The organism is Vreelandella massiliensis (assembly GCF_900155385.1).
GTDB classification, from domain to species: Bacteria; Pseudomonadota; Gammaproteobacteria; order Pseudomonadales; family Halomonadaceae; genus Vreelandella; species Vreelandella massiliensis.
Window position 1 is genome coordinate 466,692 of the sequence record NZ_LT699745.1, and the last position, 22,529, is coordinate 489,220.

18 protein-coding genes and 1 pseudogene are annotated in these 22,529 nt (G+C 53.5%); 11 read left to right on the top strand and 8 right to left on the bottom strand.

Annotation, left to right across the window (positions count from 1 at the left end; genetic code table 11):
* Positions 1-361: 361 nt before the first annotated feature.
* Together BQ9846_RS17230 and BQ9846_RS16775 are read right to left on the bottom strand one after the other, a co-directional pair.
* On the bottom strand, positions 362-688 hold the full coding sequence (locus tag BQ9846_RS17230; RefSeq protein ID WP_075880102.1) for a group II intron maturase-specific domain-containing protein: 327 nt from the start codon (positions 686-688) through the stop codon (positions 362-364).
* Positions 570-941, bottom strand: a complete 372-nt coding sequence (locus tag BQ9846_RS16775) for a hypothetical protein (protein ID WP_144049398.1) — start codon at positions 939-941, stop codon at positions 570-572. Before BQ9846_RS16775 ends, BQ9846_RS17230 begins: the two co-directional genes overlap by 119 nt.
* A 290-nt stretch (positions 942-1,231) precedes the next feature.
* On the opposite strand from BQ9846_RS16775, the pseudogene BQ9846_RS06720 reads away from it, so the two are divergent.
* From BQ9846_RS06720 to BQ9846_RS06765, 7 genes and pseudogenes are all read left to right on the top strand, one after another.
* Positions 1,232-2,485 (top strand): annotated as a pseudogene (locus BQ9846_RS06720) (IS256 family transposase).
* Between the two features lie 287 nt (positions 2,486-2,772).
* Positions 2,773-3,195, top strand: coding sequence for a response regulator (locus BQ9846_RS06725; RefSeq protein WP_075880104.1), 423 nt, complete (start codon positions 2,773-2,775; stop codon positions 3,193-3,195).
* A 27-nt stretch (positions 3,196-3,222) separates the two neighbouring features.
* A complete protein-coding gene (locus tag BQ9846_RS06730) occupies positions 3,223-4,551 on the top strand; it encodes a diguanylate cyclase (RefSeq protein WP_159437914.1) in 1,329 nt (442 codons plus the stop codon).
* A gap of 39 nt (positions 4,552-4,590) precedes the next feature.
* Positions 4,591-7,560, top strand: a complete 2,970-nt coding sequence (locus BQ9846_RS16350; protein WP_083651505.1) for a PhnD/SsuA/transferrin family substrate-binding protein — start codon at positions 4,591-4,593, stop codon at positions 7,558-7,560.
* On the top strand, positions 7,560-8,885 hold the full coding sequence (locus tag BQ9846_RS06755; protein WP_075880109.1) for a sensor histidine kinase: 1,326 nt from the start codon (positions 7,560-7,562) through the stop codon (positions 8,883-8,885). Before BQ9846_RS16350 ends, BQ9846_RS06755 begins: the two co-directional genes overlap by 1 nt.
* Positions 8,886-8,897: 12 nt before the next feature.
* Positions 8,898-9,323 (top strand): response regulator, encoded by a 426-nt coding sequence (locus BQ9846_RS06760; protein WP_075880112.1) that lies wholly within the window; start codon positions 8,898-8,900, stop codon positions 9,321-9,323.
* Positions 9,324-9,429: 106 nt separating this feature from the next.
* On the top strand, positions 9,430-10,899 hold the full coding sequence (locus BQ9846_RS06765; protein ID WP_075880113.1) for a sensor histidine kinase: 1,470 nt from the start codon (positions 9,430-9,432) through the stop codon (positions 10,897-10,899).
* 267 nt (positions 10,900-11,166) lie between these two features.
* Here the strand turns inward: BQ9846_RS06765 and BQ9846_RS06770 are convergent, their stop codons facing one another.
* Positions 11,167-12,603: an IS1182 family transposase gene (locus tag BQ9846_RS06770; RefSeq protein WP_075880115.1), complete on the bottom strand. Its 1,437-nt coding sequence runs from the start codon at positions 12,601-12,603 to the stop codon at positions 11,167-11,169.
* Between the two features lie 79 nt (positions 12,604-12,682).
* Positions 12,683-13,105 carry an antitoxin Xre/MbcA/ParS toxin-binding domain-containing protein gene (locus BQ9846_RS06775; protein WP_075880117.1) on the bottom strand — a complete coding sequence of 141 codons (423 nt, stop codon included), beginning with the start codon at positions 13,103-13,105 and terminating at the stop codon, positions 12,683-12,685.
* Positions 13,106-13,612: 507 nt separating this feature from the next.
* Here BQ9846_RS06775 and BQ9846_RS06785 point away from each other — a divergent pair.
* The 3 genes from BQ9846_RS06785 to BQ9846_RS06795 all read left to right on the top strand — a co-directional run bounded on the left by BQ9846_RS06785 (position 13,613) and on the right by BQ9846_RS06795 (position 19,864).
* Entirely contained in the window at positions 13,613-14,158 is a 546-nt protein-coding gene (locus BQ9846_RS06785) for a hypothetical protein (protein WP_075880121.1), read from the top strand.
* Positions 14,148-16,544, top strand: coding sequence for a hypothetical protein (locus tag BQ9846_RS06790; protein WP_075880123.1), 2,397 nt, complete (start codon positions 14,148-14,150; stop codon positions 16,542-16,544). Before BQ9846_RS06785 ends, BQ9846_RS06790 begins: the two co-directional genes overlap by 11 nt.
* Before the next feature lie 404 nt (positions 16,545-16,948).
* Positions 16,949-19,864 (top strand): site-specific integrase, encoded by a 2,916-nt coding sequence (locus BQ9846_RS06795; RefSeq protein ID WP_235818936.1) that lies wholly within the window; start codon positions 16,949-16,951, stop codon positions 19,862-19,864.
* 80 nt (positions 19,865-19,944) lie between these two features.
* Here BQ9846_RS06795 and BQ9846_RS06800 read toward each other — a convergent pair whose 3' ends face one another.
* From BQ9846_RS06800 to BQ9846_RS06815, 4 genes are read right to left on the bottom strand one after another with little or no spacing between them, the layout of a single operon-like run.
* The gene (locus BQ9846_RS06800; RefSeq protein WP_075880127.1) at positions 19,945-20,229 is read right to left on the bottom strand and encodes a hypothetical protein; all 285 of its coding nucleotides are present in this window, start codon (positions 20,227-20,229) and stop codon (positions 19,945-19,947) included.
* Positions 20,220-20,540 (bottom strand): hypothetical protein, encoded by a 321-nt coding sequence (locus BQ9846_RS06805; RefSeq protein ID WP_075880129.1) that lies wholly within the window; start codon positions 20,538-20,540, stop codon positions 20,220-20,222. Before BQ9846_RS06805 ends, BQ9846_RS06800 begins: the two co-directional genes overlap by 10 nt.
* A gap of 9 nt (positions 20,541-20,549) precedes the next feature.
* On the bottom strand, positions 20,550-21,713 hold the full coding sequence (locus tag BQ9846_RS06810) for an Arm DNA-binding domain-containing protein (RefSeq protein ID WP_075880131.1): 1,164 nt from the start codon (positions 21,711-21,713) through the stop codon (positions 20,550-20,552).
* A complete protein-coding gene (locus BQ9846_RS06815; protein WP_075880133.1) occupies positions 21,706-21,942 on the bottom strand; it encodes a hypothetical protein in 237 nt (78 codons plus the stop codon). The genes BQ9846_RS06810 and BQ9846_RS06815 overlap by 8 nt, the downstream gene beginning before the upstream one ends.
* A gap of 155 nt (positions 21,943-22,097) precedes the next feature.
* Between BQ9846_RS06815 and BQ9846_RS06820 the strand changes: the two genes are divergently transcribed.
* Positions 22,098-22,343 carry a helix-turn-helix domain-containing protein gene (locus tag BQ9846_RS06820; RefSeq protein ID WP_075880135.1) on the top strand — a complete coding sequence of 82 codons (246 nt, stop codon included), beginning with the start codon at positions 22,098-22,100 and terminating at the stop codon, positions 22,341-22,343.
* The last annotated feature ends 186 nt before the right edge of the window (positions 22,344-22,529 follow it).

Here is a 22,529-nt window from a genome sequence, read left to right on the forward strand (position 1 = left end):
CGCTCAGCGATGTAAAACCCTTTGCAGGCCATACCGGGCAATATTTAACGGTTCGGAACAGCACTTCCGAGTAAGGGTTATCGTTGCTCACTCTCGGCCTGCTGTAAGACATCAGCATGCCCATTCTATTAGCTGTTTAGCTAACTCGCCCGATTCCGTGTCGTGGAATTCCCAAGCGATGATTTTGCGGCTGTAGATGTCCATGATCAGGTAGAGATACCAGTGCTGGCCTCGCACGACGGAGGCGCAATAACTGTTGGGTCGGGCCGGGGCGCCCTGTCAGCTTTTAAGCTGATGGGTTTCCCCAGCCAGCCCGCCGAACCGGACGTGCGACTCTCACCGCATCCGGCTCTCCACAAGCTTATGCCAGTGTGTCGCTTGCCCAAGGTGTTGAGGTCCGAGCTCCCCGGTACCGGTATCGAGTCACTTCGACCCAGCCGTGGCGGAACATCTCGACTCGTCCGTCGCGCAGTAACCACCCGGGTAGGTGGAGACGAATCAATTTTCCCCATCCCTGCTTGAGGTGCCGATTACGCACCCAGTTAACCACTCGCCAAAAAGCGAAGGAATCATGGTAACTGAATGTCTTGGCGGACAAGCCATGCCGGAAGTACTGACACCAGCCTCGCATCACGCGTGTTTTGTTCATGCGTTTGCGCACGAAGTAATCGCTGTTGCTTTTCTTCATCAGAGCGGGAGTGCGCGGAAAGAATGGCCTCGCCAAAACCGGGCTGAGAAATCGAGTCCGCGACCTTTCCGCCTAACCCGTCTTTGTGCAATCCAAGCTGTTTGAGTTTTTCTTCCAATGATACCGAGGCGTCCTCTATCACCAGCGTTAACCATTGCTCTTCACCGAGATGGTCGGCGCGATTACCTTGTTGAAACGCAACATCGAGTAAAACAGGAAAAAGCAATTCATTCAGCCAAGGCGTGATATCCACTTCCGCCCTACTGCTGGCTTCTTCTTTTTGTTGGCTCGCCTGAGAAAGGCGCGCTTTAAGATCCGCGTTTCTTTGGAGAGTGTATCGTTTCTATCAGTGGTATTCGTTAATGAAGGCGCCATTCCCAATAACTGGATCAAGGACTGCGCTTTTTCGGACAGGGTAATATCTTTTAGCTGGAGCGATTCACCGAGATATAGTCGGAAGTTGTGTATGGAGGACTGAAGGAAGGGTGGCGTATCCTGCTGATTGATCTCGCCAGATCACAACCAGCAAAGAACGGATACGCCATGACGGATTTTACCCTCCAAGCCGTAACACAGCCAGACAACGACATCACAGACCCGCTGCATGAACTGCTACGCAAGGGAGCTCGAGACTTAATCACCAAAGCCGTGGAGGCTGAACTGGCGACGTGTCTTGAACAGTACGTCGACAAGACGCTAGGCGATGGCCGCCGGGCTGTGGTGCGCAACGGTTATCTGCCAGAACGCACCGTACAGACCGGCATTGGTGACGTTGAGGTCAAGGTACCCCGGGTACGTGATCGCAGTGGCCAAGGAGTCTCCTTCAGTGGCACTTTATTGCCGCCTTATCTCAAACGGGCCCGCAGTATCGAGGAGCTGATCCCCTAGCTCTATCTGAAGGGGATCTCCACTGGCGACTACCAAGAGGCATTGGCCCCGCTGCTGGGTGATCAGGCCAAAGACCTCTCGGCGAACACCGTGTCTCGGCTCAAGAAGCAGTGGGAGGACGAGCATGCTGACTGGCAGAAACGCAACCTATCAGAGCAGCGCTATGTCTATTGGTGGGTCGACGGTATCTACAGCAAGGTACACATGGAGGACAGCCTGTGCCTGCTGGTGATCATCGGTGTGACCGAACATGGCCGTAAAGAGCTGGTGGCCGTCGAGGATGGACGACGGGAGTCGGAAGCCAGCTGGGTAGAACTGCTCACGGGACTACGGGAGCGCAGACTCACCCATGCCCCCAAGCTGGCGATCGGCGACGGTGCCATGGGGTTCTGGGTGGCGTTGAGTTAGCTCTATCCGGAAAAGGATCACCAGCGTTGCTGGGTACATAAGACGGCCAATGTGCTGAATAAGTTACCGAAATCCGTGCAGCGCAAGGTCAAGTCTGACCTGCACGAGGTATGGATGGCCGAGACACGCGTTGATGCCCACAAGGCGTTTGATCACACCGTGAAACGCTTCGACGCCAAGTACCCCAACGCCATGGCGTGCTTGGTGAAAGATCGGGAGGCACTGCTGGCGTTCTACGACTACCCAGCATAGCACTGGTTGCATATCCGCACGACCAACCCGATCGAATCGACCTTCGCTACGGTTCGCCTGCGGAGCAAACGCAGCCGGAACTGCGGTTCTCGCGCAACGACCTTGGCGATGGTGTTTAAGCTGCTTCAGAGCGCCCAGAAGCGCTGGAAGCGGATAGCAGGGTTCAACAAACTGGAACTCGTCGTGAATAACGTGAAATTCCAAGATGGTGAGCCTTTAACCGATCAATCGGACAGCAACGCCGCCTAAACGGCCATACACAAACAATGACGATAACTCCGCAACCGCTACCGGTTGGCCGACGAGTTAGCGTGACGACGACAGCGTAGACACATCCGACGGGCAAAACCGGTACGGCTGCCAGACCAACGCGATTTGTTACCGCCTTTACGAACAGGTATCTTTTATCGAAATTTGGTCAACAGCAGATACAGAGCGTCATAAGGCGTGCCAACAAGACAAAGGCGACATCATTGTCGATACCTGGGGCACCGGCGGTACCGTAAATCTTCTACTGCTGCTTAAGGATACAAACCATGAGTCAAGCCCATAGGGTGCTATTGGTCGAAGATGATCAGGCCGATGCCTACATCACGCAGAAAGTCTTTCGCGATATTGCGACTGATATTGCCCTTTCGCATACGGAAACGGGCGAAAGTGCGCTGGAATGGCTCGTCTCGCACCAGGAAAAGGACACATTACCCGAACTCATACTGCTTGACCTCAACATGCCAAAAATGGATGGTTTTACCTTTCTTGAGAAGTCTAAAGGGCACGAGAAGCTGCGTTCGATTCCTGTGGTGGTCTTGACCACATCGGCATCGCAAGGAGATGTCGATCGTGCCTACGCCTTAGGGGCAGCGGGTTATGTGGTGAAACCCACCAGCATTGATGATTTCACTCACTACATGCAGCAGTTAATAAGCTACTGGTTCAGCTTGGTAAAGCGCCCCCACTAGGAAAGGATTTCTCATAGGTTACCCATGATGCAAACATTATCTGTTGTATTGGTCGAGGATGAACCGGGCGATGCCGGCTTAATCCGCTACGGCCTAAAGTTCAGCGGTGGCGAACACGACGTTGACTGGGTCACCAGCCTGGAAGCGCTCGGTACGCAACTCCAGGCGATGACGGCGGCTCCGGACGTGATTCTGCTCGACCTGAACCTGCTCGACTCTAGCGGGCTCGACACTATCTCACGCTGTAAGGCCATCGCCACAGAGACGCCGATCGTGGTCCTAACGGGCCACGATGACATGGATTTCTCTCTTAAGGCATTAGAAGCAGGTGCCCAAGATTATCTCATCAAAAAGGGCGTTGAAGCGGATGCGCTTTTACGTGCGATGCGCTATGCCATGGAGCGACACCAGCTCGAACAGCGCTTAAAAGAGTCCGAAGAGCGGATGACGGCGGCCATCGAAGGAGGCGGCCTAGGTATCTGGGAGTGGAACTTAAAAACAGATGCCTGCTACACCAACGAGCGCTTGCGAAAAAACGTGGGGTTCGATGCGGAGGACGAAACCGCTCCCCAGACATTATCGGCGTGGATGGCTCGCACGCACCCTGACGACACTGACGCGGTCGATGAAGCGCTCAAGCGCCATGTGAAGGGTGAAGAGAAACGGTATGAAATCGAGTACCGCCTCAAGCACAAGCAAGGGCACTGGGTCTGGGTGTTTGAATCTGGCCATGTGGTCGACCGTGATAGTAATGGCCATCCAGAGCGCATGGTGGGCATCCTGCAAGACATCTCTTCTCGCAAGGAAATGGAAGAGCAGTTGCGCACACTTGCCATGCGTGACCCCCTAACGGGGCTATTCAACCGCCGCAGCTTCATGGAAACCATGGACAGCGAGTACGGGCGCGTCAAACGGCATGACGATTATCACGCCAGCATCTTAATGCTAGATATTGATCACTTTAAGCAGGTTAACGATACCTATGGCCACGCAGCGGGGGATGAAATTCTCAAACACTTTGCCCGCACGATTAGCCACACCCTGCGCGAAAATGACGTATTCGGTCGTCTAGGCGGAGAAGAGTTCGCCATTTTGCTACCGGATACCGAACGAGAGGGCAGCGCTTACGTGGCCGAAAAAGTACGTGCCGCCATTGCGGCTATGCGCGTGCAGGCAGAAGGGAAAGCAATCCGCATTACCACCAGTGTGGGCATGGCCACGCTATCGGCCAACGATAAACGGCCTGACGGTGCCCTCGCCCGTGCGGATGCCGCGCTCTACCACGCGAAACAAAATGGACGCAATCGTGTTGAACAGGCAGAAAGCCCAACCGATGCGTCAACCGCACATGCGTAATATATCGATCTCGTGCCTTGATAGAGAAAAGGACACTTCATGCCCTTGTCTGTTCGCTCTCGTCCGCTGATACGGTGGCTATTGGCTGCAACGCTGTTACTTTCTCAGGCTGCCGTGGCAGCCCCTTCGACCACGTTGGGTGTATTTGCCTATCGCGACGCTGAAACGGTTCGCGAGCAGTTCACTCCCGTGATGGAGGCGATGCAAAAGGCGCTTCCACGCCACGAGGTGCAGATGCAGGTGCTGTCACTTGAGGCATTGGATGACGCGCTTAAAGCAAACGAAATTGACTTTATCCTCACCAATCCGCGTCATTTCCTGGCGGTGCGGCAGCAATACAATGTCAGTGGAGCGCTGGCAACGCTCCAGAAATACCAGGGTGGACGTTCCCTAAGCTCACTCGCAGGCGTCATTCTTACCGCTACGGACGCTAACATAGCAACACTGGCGGAACTTGAGGGTCGTACCATCGGCGTCCCGGGCAAACGTTTTCTTGGCGGGTTCCTTGCGCAAGCCTATGAAATACATCAGCAAGGATACGACCCTAAGCGCTTTGCCGACTACCGAGAGCTCGGCTCCCACGACGCGGTCATGCAGGCACTCATGAACGGCGAGATCGACGTTGGCTTTGTGCGCAGCGGCATTCTGGAGGACTGGCTAGCCAGCGGACGTTTAGCGCCGAATACGCTTGATGTCATACACACACACACCTTGCATGCGCACGCACATTTCCCACTGGCACATTCCACCCGGCTCTATCCCGAGTGGGCACTGGCCGCCATGCCGCATGTAACCATGGAAGATATTCGACGTGTCAGCAACACCCTGCTTCGCTTAGATGGCGTGGCGCCTAATGACAAGCACGCAGTAGGGTTTGATCCGCCGCAGGACTATCTTACGGTTGAATTAGCGGCGCGCGCGCTCGGCGTTGCACCTTTCGCGGCAACGCCTCAGACGCTTTGGCAGCAGCTAAAATCTCGCTTCGGCAATGCCATCTGGGTACCCATCGCCCTTGCGGCAGCGTTTTTCTTGTTGCTCGTGCTTTTTGTCGGGCTTTACCTACGCAAATCCCGGCTATTTGAGCGCTTTAACGCGCTTTTTTACTACTCACCGAGTGCCAAGTTATTGCTACGTACCGACGAACAGCATCGATTTGTCATTGCCGAAAGCAATTACGCAGCACTGTCGCTGTTTAAAGCACAAAGCAGTGACGACTTACTGGGCAAGGACATTATCGATCTGTCGCCTAACACGCAGCCCGATGGCCAATCCTCTAGCGCTCGCGCGAAGGAATTGCTAACAGAAGCATCCCATCAACGCCAGCGTTTCATTTGGGAGCACAAAGACCTACAAGGCACGCCCATTCTGGTCGAAGTCACGTTGATTAAGTTTGCTCGCCATTCGCTGCTAGGCGCGCTGAACCAACAGCCGACGCTTTTGGTTGCCCTGCACGACATCACCGAACACGAGAGCGCTCGTCTCGCGCTGGAAGAAGAACGCAATGCGCTGCAAAACATCCTCTGGGGCACCTCGGCGGGCACATGGGAGTGGAACGTCCAAACGGGTGAGACACGCTTTAACGAACGCTGGGCCGAGATGATCGGTTACCGCCTTGATGAGTTAACGCCCTCCACGATTGATACATGGATGGCATTTTGCCATCCCGACGATCTTAAGCGTTCAGAGGCGTTATTAACCGAGCACTTTGAAGGCAAGCGTGATGCCTATGATTTCGAAGCGCGCATGCGTCACCGCAACGGCCAATGGATCTGGGTGCAGGACCGCGGCCGCGTCGTTTCACGCACAAAGGCCGGCGAACCGCTATGGGTCGCCGGTACGCATACGGACATCACCGCGCGTAAAGAAGCAGAAGCCAAAGCCAAATCCGCCATGGAACAAACGCGCAAGCATGCCGCACTCCTGCCGGGCATGCTGTATCAGTTCTGGCTCCACCCCGATGGCCGTTGTGCTTTTCCCTACGCCAGTGTGGGTATTCAGGATATCTACGGCGTGTCACCCGACGAAGTTCAAGAAGATGCCAGTGCGGTATTCGATGTCATCGCGCCTGAGGACTTAGCGGTGGTGTCCAGCAGTATTTCCACCTCGGCCACCGAGCTGACCCTGTGGCGTCAGACATACCGCGTGAACCATCCCGACGGCCATCAAATCTGGGTAGAAGGTATTGCCACACCCGAGCGGCTGAACGATGGCAGCACCATGTGGCATGGCTACTTGCGCGATGTCACCGACGAGCACACCACTCAGTTACAGCTTGAGCAGTACCGCGAATCGCTCGAGCGCTCAAACAAAGAGCTTGAGCACTTTGCTTACGCCACGTCGCACGATCTGCGACAGCCGCTGCGTATGGTGACCAGCTACGCGCAACTGCTTGAACGCCACCTCGGCGAGCTCGACGAAGACGCCGAGATGATGCTGCATTACATGCGCGACGGCGCAACACGAATGGATAGCATGCTGCTGTCGCTGCTGGACTATTCCCGCGTGGGGCGCAAGGGCCAGCCGATGCAAAAGATGCCGTTAAAGGACGCCCTTGATGAAGCGCTGCACTTTTTGACCCCAAATATTGAGCAAGCGAATGCCAAGATCACAGTGACAGGTGAGTGGCCCACCGTTCATGCCAGCCCTGACGAGATGACACGGCTATTTCAAAACCTTATTAGCAATGCCCTCAAATATCGCGCACCAGAAAACACCGGCGTGGACGTCACCATCGACAGCAAGGCACTACCCGATAAGCAGCAGTGGCAAATCAGCGTGACGGATAACGGCATTGGCATCGCCCCGGATCAAATAGAGCGCCTGTTCAAGGTCTTTCAGCGTCTACACACTCGCGAGCAGTATGAGGGCACCGGCGTGGGTTTGGCGGTATGCCGAAAAATTGTGGAGCGCCACGGTGGCCAAATATGGGTGGAATCGGAAGGAGAAGGCAAAGGAAGCCGCTTCACGCTCACACTGCCCATGCCCCCCACCAAAGAGGGTAAAGCATAATGCGACGTTTTATTCGTAGATGCCTTATCGCGAGTGCCTTCGTTCTATCGTGGCTACCGGTAACAAGCTGGGCGCTGGACTTTAGAACGTTTTTCGAGCAACACTCGACGCCCATGTGGATGCTTTCCGTCGATAACGGAGACATTCTGGAGGCCAACCAGGCAGCAGAAGATTTTTACGGCTTCGATCAGCTAGAAGGCATGAACATTGATCAAATCAACATGCTGACGCCGGAGCAGTTAGAAGAAGAGCTAAAGCGTGTCGCGCAAGCCGAGCGCAATCACCTTTACTTTCGTCACCGCCTGGCCAATGGGGAAGTTAAGGTGATGGGGGTCTACACCGACCGTTATAAGGTGGATGGGCGTGAGGTGATGGTCTCTTCACTTTACGATACCAGTGAATTTGAAAGCTCCGCCGAGCGGCACTATGTGGCGCGTGTCGAAGAACAGGTCGACCTGCAAACGCAACAGCTTCAAGATTCACGGCAACGGACGCTATGGCTGGCAATGGGGGCAACCCTGCTACAGCTTGGTGTCATTGCCATTCTCTTGATTGTTCTACTGCGTTTACGTCGCTCTCAGCGAGAAAACCGCCGCTTGATCAAAGAACTTTCCTTTCGTAACCAAGAGCTTGAGCGCTTAAGCCATGTGATGGCGCATCATTTTCAAGAGCCCAGCCGGCGGCTCGTCAGCTTCGCCCAGCAGCTGTCTCAACAGCTCGCTCACAAACCGTCTCTGCCGAAGGCAGACGAGAATAACGAAGAGATGCTGATGGCCACGGGCTTTATTGAGCGCCAAGCGAGGCAGCTCAAAGAGCTGGTCAGCGAGATTCAGCGCTACCTCAGCCTCGATATCAGGCCAAAGCCGGAAACACTCGAGCCGGAACGGGTGATTGAAGCCGTTTGCCATCGTGACCCGGAGCTTGCAGAAATTAGCCGTGCCGGCACTGTGGAAATTCCTCAACGGCTGCCACCGGTAGAAGCGGATGCGCACCAGCTGAAAATGATTTTCCGCGCGATTTTGCACAATGCTTGGCTATACCGTGACCCAGATCGCTCCCTCAAAATCCGTATTACAGCACGCACGCTCGGTGAGCGCGTTCAATTTCGTGTCGAAGACAATGGTAGCGGTATTGCGCCTGAGTACCGCAAACAGGTATTGGATATCTTCTCTCGTTTGGTACCGCATAACGAACAGTACCCAGGTACCGGTATGGGACTCGCCTTAGTGGTCAAGGCCCTGCGCAATGTCGAAGGGCACATCGCTATCGAAGAGGGCATGTCAGGTGGCACCGCCATTATTTTTGACCTACCACGCGCAAGGTGACGTATTTTGGAAATGGAAAGCGATTTTACCGTTCTTCTTGTTGAAGACGAACCGGCCGATGTCCACCTGACAAAGATGGCTTTCAAACAGAGCCGGCTGCTGGTTAACGTATGCGATGTCGGTGATGGGGTTGAAGCCTTGGCCTTTTTACGACAGGAAGGACAGTACGGTGACGCCCCAACGCCCGATATTATCCTGTTGGATCTCAACATGCCGCGGATGGACGGCAAAACCTTTCTCCATCATTTAAAACGGGACGACACCCTAAAACGCATCCCTGTTGTTGTCCTTACCACTTCAGAGGCGGAATCGGACATTGTGGAGTCATATAACCTTGGCTGCGCCGGCTTTGTCACAAAACCCATCGACCTTACGCAATTTCTGCAGGCCATACAGAACGTGGAAAATTACTGGCTGACGCTCGTTAAGCGGCCTTAGGTCAACTACCTCCGGCTAAAAGCCCGATTGACCATGGAAAGCGGTAGCCAACCCAGCACTATTGGGTATCCCGCGCAAGCCTTATGGATATACGACGAGAACATCAATGAGTGAGAATCTCGAGCACGCCGATTACGCCAAGCTGGTTGACCACCATCCGTTCATGCTCAACCGTTTTTTGCCGGATACCACACTGGTTTATACGAATCCGGCAATGGCTGCTTTTTTCGAGGCCGAACCGGAAGCACTGATAGGTAAGCGCTGGTTGGATAGGGTGGGTGAAGAGGAGCGCCACCAATGGCATGAGCACTACGCGCTCTTTATGCCACAGGCACCGCGTCACCGCTTGGTAAATTGTGTCGAAGGGCCAAAGGGTGAACCGCGTTGGGTGGAGTGGACCAATACGGCATTTTTCGATGATGACGGCTCGCTTATGTATTTTCAGGCCGTTGGCATTGATGTGAGCCAGCGTATTCAGGCCCGCACCGCTTTGGAAACAAACGAAGAGCGCTACGCGCTCGCTCAGCAAGCCGCCGGTTTCGGCGTCTGGGAGTGGTACCCTCAGCGCGACGAAATTTTGTGGGACGCACAATGCTACCGCATGCTCGGGCTTTCCCCTTCTCATACCCCCCTTACCTTTAACGAGTGGCTCGCGCGGTTGCACCCCGACGATGTCGAACGCTGTACCAAAGCAGTGAACGAGCAGCTGCTTAAAGGCAATGAGTTCATCATTGAGTTTCGCTATCGAGCGGCAAATGACTACTTCTGGGTGCAGGGGCGCGGCCAAGTATTCGAACGCGATGAGTCTGGGGCGCCCGTGCGCCTGATCGGTACCCATCTGGATATTCAATCGCTCAAATCCGTACAGCAAGAGCTGACGCGCTCCAATCAAGAGCTTGAACAGTTCGCTTATGCGGTTTCGCACGATTTACGCCAGCCGCTGCGCATGGTTAACAGCTACCTGCAGCTTTTAACCCGCGAACTTGGCCACGACTTAAGCGATGACGCCCAAGAGATGATCCACTTTGCCCGGGATGGCGCTGAGCGCATGGATGAAATGATCCTGGGGATTCTCGACTTCTCGCGCGTGGGGCGCAAGACATCGCCAATGGAGTGGGTCGACAGTCGCGCCGTTCTGGAGGAAGTCATGGGCTTTCTTAAACCCATGCTAGCCGACAGCGGCGGCTACGTTCACATCAAGGGCGACTGGCCCGGGGTGTACGCCAGCCGTGACGAGCTCACGAGGCTACTGCAGAACCTGCTTGATAACGCCCTGAAGTACGTTGATGAAGGCACAACACCAGAGGTGACCATTACAGGCCGCCAGCAAGCGTCCGAATGGCAAGTTGACGTGCAGGACAACGGCATCGGGATCGCACCGGCACAACAAGATCGACTCTTTGGTGTTTTTGCACGCTTGCAGCCGCGCAGCCGCTTTGAGGGAACAGGTATTGGACTCGCCATTTGCAAACGTATTGTCGATCACCACGAGGGGCAAATAAGCGTCACCTCCCCCGGCGAAGGTTATGGCAGCTGCTTTACCTTTACCCTGCCAATCACTGGACACTACCAGTAAGAGTGATTGGCCAGCTTCGTCTAAACAAATAGTGTTTGAGAGTATATGCAAAGCGGCTAAAAGGCCGCTTTGGGTCCTGGCCGTGTGAAAACAGAAAAAATCTGGTATGACACAAGAATCTTCCCCTTCAACTGCCCGTTGGCCCCATCTGAGCCATTGCTACGATAATCGCCGACCGCTGCTGTTGTGACATATGGAAATGATGGAATCATCAGGAACCCACTGCATTCGCAATCACGGCCCTAGAATACAGAGAAAAAAGGGCTGTTACGCCCTCGCAGCCCTCATCAACGCATTGACGCCCAGGATCTTTATGACGCGCTTCAGGTTGTACGCCAACACATGAAGACTCATTTCCGTGCTCACATTTCTAAAACGCTTTGTCGCGAAGTGTGTCGCCCCCATCCACGCCTTTAGCGTGCCGAATGGATGCTCCACCGTTTGTCGCCTTAGGCGCATCATCTCTGGATTCCAATCGAGACGTGACTGTGCAGATTCAAGCACATCTTCATGCTCCCAACGTCTGATCCGTCGTTGCTTGCCAGTCGTGCATTTTTCTTTCATAGCGCAGCTTGCACATGCCGAGCTCCAGTAAGTATGCAGCTTCATTCCCTTTTCTATCGTTTCATATCGCCATATGAGCCGCTGACCAGCGGGACAAAAATATTCATTACTTTCAGGCAAGTACCGGAATGCGTCTCTTGGGTAAAAGCCCTTGGCCTGGTTTGGAGATGTCATCGGCTTCGGCAGGTAGGTCGTTATCCCTTCTTTATGGCAGGCGAGAATCTCTTCCCCCTTGAAGTAGCCTCTGTCAGCTACGACCTTCAGCTCCTTAATGCCAGTGGCTTCACGCGCTTGCTTCGCCATGTTGAAGAGCTGCCCCCGATCATGCCCAATATTGGTCACCTCATGGGCCACAATTAAATGGTGCTGGCTATCGACCGCTGTCTGCACGTTATAACCTACCGTCCCGGTGCCTCTACCACTGGTGGCCATCGCCCTGGCATCTGGATCCGTCAAAGATACTTGCTGGTCGGGAGATTGCAGCCGCTGTTCCTCAACTGTTTGTAATCGAGCCGTTTCTTCCCTGAGCTTTATAATTTTCTCCTTCAGGTGTTCCGTCTTGGCCTCGGCCAAGGCGGGCTCCGCGTGGTCGGCTGTGTCTAGTTGACCAAGGTACCTATTGAAGCTTTCTTCGATCTGCTCAAGGCGACGCTTCACCTTGGTCGCTGTGAAATTGCGATTGCGGTTGTTGACGGCTTTGAACTTGCTGCCATCGATGGCCACGATGGCTTGGGAGAACAGCTCCAGTCGCCGGCAAAGCACGATGAACTCTCGACACACACGGCGGATGGCATCGCCATTGTCCTTTCTGAAGTCTGCAATCGTCTTGAAATCTGGTGTCAGGCGCTCTGTCAGCCACATCAGCTCGACATTGCGCTGCGTCTCGCGCTCTAAGCGGCGACTCGACTGGATGCGATTAAGGTAGCCATAGATATAGAGTTTCAGGAGTACAGCGGGATGATAGGCGGGCCTACCTGTTGCATGCGGATCGACGCCCTTGAAACCAAGTTCTCTGAGGTCGAGACCTTCTACGAATGCCTCTATGGCACGGACAGGGTTATCGTCTGCGATGAAGTCGTCCAAAAGCGCAGGGAACAAGGTGCTTTGGTCTCGGGCCTCGCCTACCACGAATCGCTTCATCGCCATTTCCTCATCGGACCTGGTCAAAGTATAGCGGCCAACACGTTTTCACACAGCCTCGGTCGTCTGCTGTCCTTTCTCACTCATTTCCACCCACCTTTCCCAACGGCAATAACGCATAAACGCGCTGAGGATTTGTCTCTAATACAGCAATAGGACGTTGGTTTTCCAGCTGCGCATGGGGGTTTACCATCCAGCGCTGGGCGTGTGCTTCGCCAAGCATATTGACGGCTGCTGCCCGTACGTCTTCCGGGCTGGGAGGGTCTAGCACTTCTCTGCCAACGTCCGGCATGTCGCGCCACGGTTTCATCGCTACCCATCGCGGGAAGATACGCTCCATCGCTTTGCAGGCATTCCTGCGCATCACGGAACATTGGGCCGTGGCTTCATTATTTACCTCACGCGAGACATCAACGCCCTCAGCCAGCATGTACATCTGCGCGCGGTCAAAAATGCGATCCTCAGATTTGTCGTGGGCTTTTGCAAGCTCACGAATCAGCATGTTCAACCCCGCTTTACGCAGTGGCCCCCGGCGAGTGCCGCCGTTAAGGAACACCTACCCATGGGGTGTGTCGTCTATACCGAAATAGCTCACGTTGAGCGGATCCTCAGCCGTGATATGGCCAGAAAGCTGGTAGGCCAGCGGGGTAGCGTTCATGGGCAACCCTGTGCTGATCCAAAAGCGTCGCCGCTATGATGGCATATCGTGCAAGTGGGTGAGTGCAGGGTTTCAGAATCACTTAAAACGTCAAAATGACGATGCCACAGACAAATAAAAAATTAACTATAACTAATAAAATCGAGGTATCATGAAAATTATTTGTGTTAATAAATATCTGCTCACCACCTCTTAGTGCATACTTCACTGTGACATCGTCACGCTGAAGTTTTTTTACATAAAAGGGGTTGCGCCGTTTAAAATTCATGATAAAAAGTAAATATACATACCTTGAAATAGTGCCATTATATGGCAGCGAAAGACATCTCCTTATAAAAAATGGGTGTTGTAATGCTCAAGGACTGTGGCTCAAGAAGGATTTTTCTATCTCAGATCGAGGTAGACCACCATATGTCATATCGCGCTAAAGCGCTCTTCTTGGCTCGCCCACCGTCGCTAAAAGACTCACAGGCAATGACAACTTTAGCTATAAAAGCGCTTATCATTCAGCATCCTCCCATCGTATACGAAGACCCCAAAAAAAAGAGTGGTGCTCAATTCGCGTGCATCGGCAACCTTTATGCACTGCATATCGCAAAATCTCGTTTACCTGGCAGCGAAAAAGTAAGGGTTAACGTCGTTGAAGCTCCCTTGAAAAAAGACGTAGAGGCGCTGGCACTGTCTTTAGCATTTTCAGCCGATGCTTTAAATGCGCTCTCACCCAAAGAATCTTCAACGTACTTAGCATCGCTCTGGCAATACCTAGCTTCTCATCACCCTCAATCGTTAGCGAACGTGTCTGAACAACTAGGACACAAAACCTCCTTTGCTGATGCATTCAATATTAACCGTCGAGACTTGGCGAAAAAGAAAAAGAAGGAGACTCGTGAAAAATAATACGCAGCTTCTCACCCTGCTGGAAGAAATCCTGCAGCCTCGTCAGGACTTCTTTGCCATTGAAAAGCTTCAACCGCTATTGGCACCCACTATTGAAAACGTGGCTAGCATTGGCGACGAAGCCTGGGATTCATCAGCGCTTTTAACGCTGGCCGAGGCTATCAGTAGTGGTAAGTTAGAACTATCGTCACAGGAGGGCCAAGGCGAAAGAGGTATTCACGGCTCAAACCCTGTGCACGGTGCCCTGCTCAAGCTTGCCAAAGCACCAGATGAGACAGAAAGGCTAGATGACCGGCTGATGCTGCTGGCCCACGTCATCTATGCGGCGTATCAATGGCGTGCCGATATGCAGGCTGCTGAAGAAGATCAAAATTTTACCGAACAGCGCGAAAAGCGTCTTAAGAAAACCACCTACCTGAAGAACTTAGAAGCCGCTTGCAAAGTGGTTCGGCGCATAGAAGCCGACTGGCTGGACTTTCTTTCGCCGCTAGACCAACCGACGGAAGAGCTGCGCAAACGGTGCGATGCGTATGAAGTGGATGATGATACCAAGCAACAAGATATTTATATCAAAGAGTTAGGCCGTTTTTTGGCTTACGCATTGAATAAGCGCCAGCCCCGACGGGGATACCAAGAAGAAAAAGAATCCTCTTCAGAAAATAGACCAACTCGTCGGCGTCACTTTGACGATGATCCTGACGACCGCTGGCAGGAAACATCTGCTTCTACCGTTGCCCTACCACCGGATATAAGCGCAAAAGCTGAAGGGGAACTTCGTACGTCGGGGTTATCGACAACAGAGGAGCGTCCATCTACCGAGCTGACACAAAGTGACGCCCCCATCAAAGCCGCAAAGGGCGACTCCTCTCTACAAGCGGTGTTTCGCACGCGTAGCCAGCAAATTTTTCAAGACAAGGCAGCGCAACTGCTGCCGGGGCGGTGGGAACAGCTGAGTGCTTTTGATCTTTATCAGCTAATGCAGCAGCTCAACCAATTAGATTCAAGCAAGCGCCGCCGTATTGGCTGCGTGATCGGATTGTTGTTAACAACTGGCCGAAGCTTGGAAAGCGTTCTCAATGCACAGATTGTTACGCGTAATAAGCAAATCCCTCAAGTCATTAGCGAGCAATCCATTTATGTCTTTTATAGCGACGCTCCCTATTGGATATCCGGCGTCTACCGACCGGAAAGCAGTCGCCAGTTGACGGGTGAGTGGCCTGCCCACATGCGCAGCACAAAAGACCGTATGGCATTCCCTATCTTGCCGTTTTGCTGGCAGATGATGGCATCCCACGCACGCCACCTCGCCTCAAGGGCTAAAGAGCGCTCACATTCATTGCCACTGTTCACAAAAGACGGCTGGGCGGAGCTAGAGCGCGACCTAAAAACACTTCTCTCCGACACTAACCGTCAAACAGGAGCCCGTTTAACCGAATACCGCTTAAGCACTCATCTTTTCAATATGCTCAACCAGGGTGACGCGGATTTAACAGCAGCATGTTTAGTGGCAGCTCGTAATCCCACGCTCGGCCAACAGGCATCGCTCTACTATTACGCACCGAGTACGTGTTATCTGGAACAGCGCTATACCAAGGCCCTAAACGCCATCGAGCATCAGGGCTCAGATGCACAGCATCCAGCAGTAAACGAGAGTGTTGCTATCGCAGGCACGACAAAGCAATCAGAAGAAATGACCTATGTCGGTTCTAAGCTGGTGCCCCAAACGGCTTATATAGCAGATCTCGTTGCTAGCATGCAAACGCAGATCAAAGCCGCCAAAAAGAACGCATCTCCTGTAACGCTTTTCCGAATGCATAACGCCTATGTGGCCTATACCGTCGCCATGCTGATGTTTTCAACCGGCTATCGCAGCGTTCGCGATCCGCTGCCTCTGTGGAACAATATATCCCTGTCACGTCAACTGATTGTGATTGCCGACAAAACCGACGATAAGCAAAGCCATGCGCGTTTTTTACCGCTCACCAACATGATGGTCGAGCAGTTGCAGCACTATCACCGCCACCGCCAAGGCCTTTTAGGGCGCCTGCAATTTTTTCTGCAGAAGGATTGGGACACACCGTTTATGTTTTTGGACGATAACGGCAACCCCAAAGCTGTCACGCCCTCACGGTTGAAAAGCCAGCTCCACTGGCCTGGTGACCCGCCTCTGAATATCAATCGGCATTTCCTTCACACCCACCTAAAGGAAAATGGCTGCTCATCAGAAATTGTTGACGCGTTCATGGGGCACTGGGATGCAGGCCAAGAACCCTGGGCAAGCTACTCAACATTGTGTCCTCAAGAATACCGAAATCTCTTAACGCCGATCATCGAGCGCTTAATGTTGCGCCTAGGCTGGAAAGCTTTAAAAGGAGCAGCACTGTGAACGATAAGACCATCTGGCCCGGCTGGAAGCTAGCGAAACCAACAAAAATGGCAACTGATGGTCAGGAAACACGTCGTTACCAGCGCACAATGGGCCAATATAAGAGCTTATTAGCGACTCTTGAGACTTTGGAAAGTGCCGTACCTGGAGCTTTAGAAGGAAAGCACGGGCTCGTTTTTCCGGACAAAGCCATTACGGCTGTCTTCGACAACCTTCACCAATCAGCCTCGCCTCACGCGCTGCAAATCGCACACAATTTGCTGGTAAAAGGGTTAGAGCGCGGCCATGCCACACTTAGCTGGCAGGTCTCTATTCCTAGCCCCCTGGTGGTCGTTAAGCGGCCTTCACCTACCGTAACGACCCACTCATTCGCCGAATTGCATACGTGGGATCCTGTGGTAGAGATGCACGATGCAATGCCAAGCTCGACGGGACTTAGCGGGCATGCCCTGCATAAATGGCTTACCGGGCGATGGATATTTCAACTAATTCGCGAAGGCGCTCTGCTGCATAAACGTTACTTCGAGCAATTGCCGGATGCTTTTGAGCAAGGCATCACCTTTTCAGCTGGCACGGGGTTTCTCACGTTAAAAGAATGCGTACAGCCCGCCAATGCAGGCGACGAAAATGAAGCCCCAGAAAACGGTAACGACACATCGAATGCCGACCCACTTGCCAAATCGCCCCCTGAACCTCCCATCGAAGAAGAGCAGCGTTTTTGCTACCGGCGCTTATTTTTAAGCCCGCTGAATCAACTGCTGCTTCTTAACACGTATCAGCGTATCGGCAGGATATGGCCTCGTACTGCTTCCAAAATTATCGTGCCCGTCGAGCAGTGCTTGATGTTTTATCTCAATCAGATTGCCGCCAATAAAACACCGGCGAGCTTTTCAGCTCTTTTATCAATGGCTAAAACAGCGGCGGCGCTGGAAATGATGCCGTTGCTGACACATTACGCAAGCAAAACCGATATTGCGTTATCACTACGCCCATCAACGTGGCAGAGACTGCTTCACCGCAACGTGTTAGCCGCTACTGCAATGGAGAGCGCTGGCGATGAGGTTTACCTGGACTTTCAGACACCCACTCTGGCTCGCACTACCGCTTCCGACCAGCTAAAACAACTTCGCCAGCTGCAGCGGTGTTTCTCGGCATCGTTGGTGGGCCAAACAGGCAGACGCGAGGCAATCGCCAATATTGATGCCTTTCTCGCTGTTTCAAACAATAACGATGTCATGGTCACGTTATTGGCAAAATGGTGCCAAAAGTTGATGCAAAAAGGCGGCCGCGTTAAATCCAGGCTTGCCGCCCGGTCTGCTGCTACGTATTTATCGATCATAGCGCGCCCACTTGTCGCCCATAGCCAAGCGTTTGGAGATGTATCTTCAGCGAGTGCTAATGAGTGGGAAGCGCTCTATGAAAACGTCCTGAATAGCATAAAGCCAAACGGAGATCGGGCAAAAACGCAAAACCGCCTCTGCGATTTCCATCATTTTTTGGTCGACACACAGGCAGCGCCCCCTATCGACCTGGAAAACACAAGTGGCGTAAAACAGCGCGTCGATGTGAATATCATTACGCCCGCCGAATTTCGCCGCGCTCTGGCATTGATTGACGCCTCCCAACAGCCCGAGCGCTTTCGTACCATGCAAAAGCTTGCGCTAATACTGGGTTACCGCCTCGGGATTCGACGTAGTGAATGCGCGGGGCTGATGTTAAAAGATGTCCCCTACCTTTTTGATCACGACGCTCAAGATGGCGAGGTCATCATTCGCTCCAATGAGTACCGACAGGGTAAGAGCTACTCGGCCACACGACGGTTGCCGCTGTGGCTGTTGATGCCAGAAGAGCGGAAGCAACTCATTGACTGGGTGAAGCGTCGCCAAGGGGAAATCACCACCAAACAGATACAGAAGCAGTTACTTTTTTGCCGCGGCGGAAATGGCCGTTTACTGCTGGAAGACAAGGCCCTCTTTCACCCCATACAAACCGCCTTGAAAACAGTCAGTGGCGATCACTCGCTACGCTACCACCACCTGCGGCATAGCTTTGTGACCTTTATCCTGCTGCGTCTGCTGGAGCGCGTACCAGGCGAGCTACTACCCCGCACATGGCTAACGGATGACCATCGCACTATCGCAATGCCAAACGCTGACGCCGATATATCGGCTTTAGCCGGCCTTGCGCCTCAAGATCGCCCTTCTCGCAAACGGCTCTGGCAACTCGCGCTTTGGGCAGGGCATGCAAGCCCCGAAGAAACGCTTAGCTCCTATACCCACTTATTGGACTGGGTGCTTGGCCAAGCCCTACGTGAACGCTTTAACCCCACGCTCAGTATCGATCAACAGTTCGTGCTGCTGAACCTTCAAACAAAAACAGCGCTGAGCAGTTGGCGTAATCGCCGGAAGTTAAAAGGCCAGACACAAGCCAGCGAACTATTGCAGTATCTAACAGACGACTGGAAGAAATACCTGACAAAAGATCCTCTGGACGACGAATGGCAACCTTATCAGGCGCCGACCGAAAATCCGCTGGATAACCCCATGGAAGCCGCGTTTGACTGGCCGGAAGCCACGACGATTTATCAAAGCCTACGGCTTGTCGAGCAACAAGAGCAACGCAACGTACCCCTTGATGATGCTATCTGGCAGACCGCCAGGCGGTTCGTTCTCGACCCTGAGCAGCTTTCTCTCTGGTTAGAAAATGGCGAAGTGCTGATGCAACGCAAAACGCGACGCACCAATCAGCAATTTAGCCGTGAAGACAATCGCTATGATCGGTCGCGGCGCGTCGCGTCAAAAAATATTTACCAGCCAGAGCTGGAACGTTGCATGGCCCCGCCGATCAAGCCGCCCGTGTTGAGAGAAGCGGGGCAGTTTTTTCACCGCCTGCTCGATTGGCATCAATCACAGCCCACCGTTGCAGAGGAAAGCCTCATAACGCTGCGTAATCACATGCAACGCAGCACCGGGCAGCTCGCACTACCCGATGCGGAAGCCATTAACTGTGTTCGCGAACTCTTACGCCCGCTGCGCTGTTTTCAGCATGTTTATCTCGTTGTAGAAGTCGAGGCCACGGCGAAGGAGAAGAGCATTAAACAGCATTGGTCTAAAGCGACCGGCATTCCCCATAAGCGTATTGATTTAATACCCACGCCCTCCCCTTCAGGCCGCACCCGCCACTGGTACGGCAATGCCAACCTCAAGATCACGCGGGGCCATTACTCAGAGTTCCAGCAGCCGCTATGGGAAGCGGTTCGCTTTGCCGCGTTCATGGCGATGCTGGTGTTGGGCTTGGGGGATGACTCAACGTCAAGTTAAGTTCTATAAAAACTATCCCCACCGCCTGGCTAAGAGGGGGTGGGGATAAGTCGAGCTGATAGATGAGGATCTGCCTAGCTTTAGCCGCTCAGCACCTCATAGGCGTTGATAAAGCAAAGCTTCTGACTGACAAAGCGCGCCCACTTGACCGTTACGTTTAGCCGCTGCCCCATGGTCGGTACGCCCTGCGCTGTAACGTGACGATCAGTGAGATAGAAGCGGTAATTGCCCTTCGGGCCAATCAGGTAAAGCGACCACACTTGGTGCTGCATCAGCCATTCGGGGCCCTCAACCCCCGCCACATAAAGCTCACCCTCAAACTGACGCCCTGCCCGCTGAGCCGTGGTTTTTTGTGTTACTGCCATGTTTGATCCTCCCACGCCCAGAGCGTGCGCTCGAGTTCCGCCAGCAGCAGCGGAATGGCATAGCGGTTGGCGTCAAGCTTCAGCTGCTTCAGCGTGCTGCCCACCCATGTCACGAGTGCTTCAAAATTATTCGCTTCATGCCCCTCGCCGAGCCACATGACCAACGCGCTGCCGTTGGCTAAATGTGTGGCGACTGCCAGAGACTCCGCTAGGCGCCGTTCGACACGGCGCTGGGCCTGACGCGCTGCCGTCGCGCGTAGTGAATGTTCGATATCGTTCTGAGTCATCATCAGATCATCAAGGTTTTTCATCGCTATCTCCTAGGCGCGTTTTTGTTCGAGCATACGTTCAAAGGCAGAGCCGTCTTGGCGCGTTAGGTTGGGCACAAAGCGCGAGTAAACGCGGAACAGCATTTCCGTGGTGGTATGGCCCATTTGGCGAGCGATCCATTCCGGGCTCTCGCCAGCGGCTAACCACAACGTCGCGGCGGTATGGCGAGTTTGGTAAGGCCGGCGCTTTTTCAAACCAAGCTCTTCAAGCAACGGATACCAAACACGCTTGGTGACGTTGTGATGCGAAAGCTGGGTGCCTTTTCGCGTGGTGAACACCAGCCCTGTCTTGCCCGTCACGGCGTACTGCATCTTCAGCGCGTCAAAAACTGGCTGCGACATATCGATTGAACGATAGGAGCCATCAGTTTTAGTCGGCACGAACTGACCGCGCACCAGCGCTTGATGCACCAGGATTTGCCGGCGAACAAAATCGACGTGCTCCCACGTAAGGCCATCAATCTCCCCGGTCCGCATACCGGTAAAAAAGCGCACGATGTAGTACTGACGAAAGTCGTCGCGCACGTGGTCGATGATCTGCTGCACTTCATCAAGGGAGAATGGCTCAACATCCGTGCGTGGCACATTGAGCGATTTAATCCCGCGATACGGTGAGCTAAACTCATAGCGGTCGGCGGCTTCATTCAACATCATGCGCAATGGCGTCATGATGTGGTTAATACGGCTGGCAGAGATCTTCTTGCCGCTCCGGGTGTTCACTTTGGCGAGGGAAGCCCGGAACTCAAGAATCTCTGCGCGGGTGATGCTGCCGACCTCTTTATCTCCCAAGGCCGGCAAAATGTGCCTATCCAAACACCCTCGCACGGTCACGATCTGCGACTCACGCCATTCGATCTCCTTCTCCGCGAACCACGTCTCGGCAAACTCAAACAGCAGCGGTGTCGCGTGGTAACCGCCGACTGCCGTTAACGCGCGCTTGCTTAGCGTCTTTGCCCGCGGGCTATCCGGAAAGTAACGGCCGTAATCAAATGACCCCAGCGTGATCTCCGCTTCGATCTTCTCCAAAATCCGCTCTAGCTTCTTGCGGTTGGCAGCCGTGTTATCCAGTGACGTTTGTTCGCGGCAGCGTTTCCCTAGATAGCGAAAATCAAAGTACAGCTTGCCGGTCTCTTTACGCGCAGCGACTTTACCCATGGCAAACACCTCCCCCGGCCATCGGCACGCCAATGCTTTCTTCTTTGGAGTGCAGCTGCATGTCGCGCTCGATCGGCTCCCACAGGTACAGAATCTTGCGGCCGCCAAACGGGCGGATGTAGTGAATGCCTTCCAGCAGGACATCGTCTTTTAAACGTTCGCGGATGGTGCGGGCATCATATTTAATGCGTTCGGCAAGCTCGCTTGTTGTCAAGTAGTGAGTAGGCATCTTATGTACTCCTTAGTGGCTTTATGTAGCTTACACGCTACATAATAGACAGAGGAAAGATGATGTCAAGCGCTTTTTGTAGCTTTTACTCAACATTAGATGCGGGAACCCAAAGTGTTTGGTAGGATGAAGCCAATGTAAAAAGGCCACCCACTATGATTCGATTCCGTTTAAAAGAGCTACTTGCTGAGAAAGGCTTCCAAGAAAATCGGCGGGTTACGCTTGATGAAGTGTCGCAAGAAACCGGTATACACCGGACAACCCTGTCGAAAATCGCTAACCAGCGTGGCTACAACACCGGCACTGAAAATGTTGATCGGTTGTGTGCATATTTTGGCTGTAAGGTCGAAGACATCATCGAATATGTGCCCATGTCGGATACGCCCAAATCAGCGGATTAAATTTATTCTCAAGGAAGCAATATGATCCTCACCCTCAACCAGCTTGAGCGGCACCTGTTCAAGGCAGCCGACATCCTGCGCGGGCGTATGGACGCCTCGGAGTTCAAGTAGTACCCCGACTTCTAACGCGGCTGAGTGGGGGATGACCAACGATAAATTAAAGAGAGTGCAAGGATGCCCACATAC

Coding starts and splice junctions, on each gene's coding strand:
- BQ9846_RS17230 (WP_075880102.1), bottom strand. CDS start 688: ATGAAGAAAAGCAACAGCGATTACTTCGTGCGCAAACGCATGAACAAA.
- BQ9846_RS06725 (WP_075880104.1), top strand. CDS start 2,773: ATGAGTCAAGCCCATAGGGTGCTATTGGTCGAAGATGATCAGGCCGAT.
- BQ9846_RS06730 (WP_159437914.1), top strand. CDS start 3,223: ATGCAAACATTATCTGTTGTATTGGTCGAGGATGAACCGGGCGATGCC.
- BQ9846_RS16350 (WP_083651505.1), top strand. CDS start 4,591: ATGCCCTTGTCTGTTCGCTCTCGTCCGCTGATACGGTGGCTATTGGCT.
- BQ9846_RS06755 (WP_075880109.1), top strand. CDS start 7,560: ATGCGACGTTTTATTCGTAGATGCCTTATCGCGAGTGCCTTCGTTCTA.
- BQ9846_RS06760 (WP_075880112.1), top strand. CDS start 8,898: ATGGAAAGCGATTTTACCGTTCTTCTTGTTGAAGACGAACCGGCCGAT.
- BQ9846_RS06765 (WP_075880113.1), top strand. CDS start 9,430: ATGAGTGAGAATCTCGAGCACGCCGATTACGCCAAGCTGGTTGACCAC.
- BQ9846_RS06770 (WP_075880115.1), bottom strand. CDS start 12,603: ATGAAGCGATTCGTGGTAGGCGAGGCCCGAGACCAAAGCACCTTGTTC.
- BQ9846_RS06775 (WP_075880117.1), bottom strand. CDS start 13,105: ATGCTGATTCGTGAGCTTGCAAAAGCCCACGACAAATCTGAGGATCGC.
- BQ9846_RS06785 (WP_075880121.1), top strand. CDS start 13,613: ATGCTCAAGGACTGTGGCTCAAGAAGGATTTTTCTATCTCAGATCGAG.
- BQ9846_RS06795 (WP_235818936.1), top strand. CDS start 16,949: ATGCACGATGCAATGCCAAGCTCGACGGGACTTAGCGGGCATGCCCTG.
- BQ9846_RS06800 (WP_075880127.1), bottom strand. CDS start 20,229: ATGGCAGTAACACAAAAAACCACGGCTCAGCGGGCAGGGCGTCAGTTT.
- BQ9846_RS06805 (WP_075880129.1), bottom strand. CDS start 20,540: ATGAAAAACCTTGATGATCTGATGATGACTCAGAACGATATCGAACAT.
- BQ9846_RS06810 (WP_075880131.1), bottom strand. CDS start 21,713: ATGGGTAAAGTCGCTGCGCGTAAAGAGACCGGCAAGCTGTACTTTGAT.
- BQ9846_RS06815 (WP_075880133.1), bottom strand. CDS start 21,942: ATGCCTACTCACTACTTGACAACAAGCGAGCTTGCCGAACGCATTAAA.
- BQ9846_RS06820 (WP_075880135.1), top strand. CDS start 22,098: ATGATTCGATTCCGTTTAAAAGAGCTACTTGCTGAGAAAGGCTTCCAA.